Here is a 770-nt window from a genome sequence, read left to right on the forward strand (position 1 = left end):
GTACATAATCAAGCAAGCTTTCCTCATCGTGCACTGCGCCATCGGTGATAAAAACAACTTGACGCAACGCATCTTGTTTGGAAGGTTTAAGCGCTAAGGCTAGGGCCTTTTGAATATGCGTGCCGTTCTTAGCATCCTGTATTTCAAGCGCCCAGCGTGCTTTAAGTAAGTTCGTTGTAGAGGCTTTTTTACTCCTATCAAATACAGGCCAAGCAGAATCATTGAAGAAGATAATATTAAAACGATCATGATCGTTAAGCTGCTGCATCGCCTGTTTAAGTGCAGCCTTTGCTTGACGAATCGACTGGCCGGACATACTTCCTGATACGTCCAACACAAAGATAAGCTCGCGCGCGGCGCGCTGTGTTTGCTCAACATCATCAGATGATGCCGGCGGCAACAACATCAGCATGTTGTAATACTCTCCGTCCTTCTGTTCGGTAAACACATTGAGCTGAGTATGCGTCTGTTCTTGATACGACCAGTTCAGAACAAAATCACGACTTGCCTCGTCTGGCCCGCCATCCATAGTTACTCTAAACGCACTGTCTGTAGAGGGCTCGATATGCACTGCGTGGCTATCACTCCAAGCACGATCAAATGGCAGACCCGCATTCACATCAATACGAATGTTCACTGGGTTGGCATTGGGCTCTTCAGTTTCTCGATAGCCAATACGCTCAACGCCATCCGATGCTTTTCGATCAACGGTCACCCGCTCACCTTTCACCCGCTCCTTTTTAACCACTAGGCTTTTTTGTTTTTCAAAT

The 770-nt window shown here is 47.0% G+C and carries 1 protein-coding gene; it reads right to left on the reverse strand.

The genetic code is table 11. The features are described 5' to 3' along the window. Window positions 1-715: VWA domain-containing protein (locus tag A3738_RS25480; RefSeq protein ID WP_156504498.1), on the reverse strand; the 715-nt coding region annotated here is incomplete at its 3' end. Between the last annotated feature and the right edge of the window lie 55 nt (window positions 716-770).

The organism is Oleiphilus sp. HI0066 (assembly GCF_001635725.1).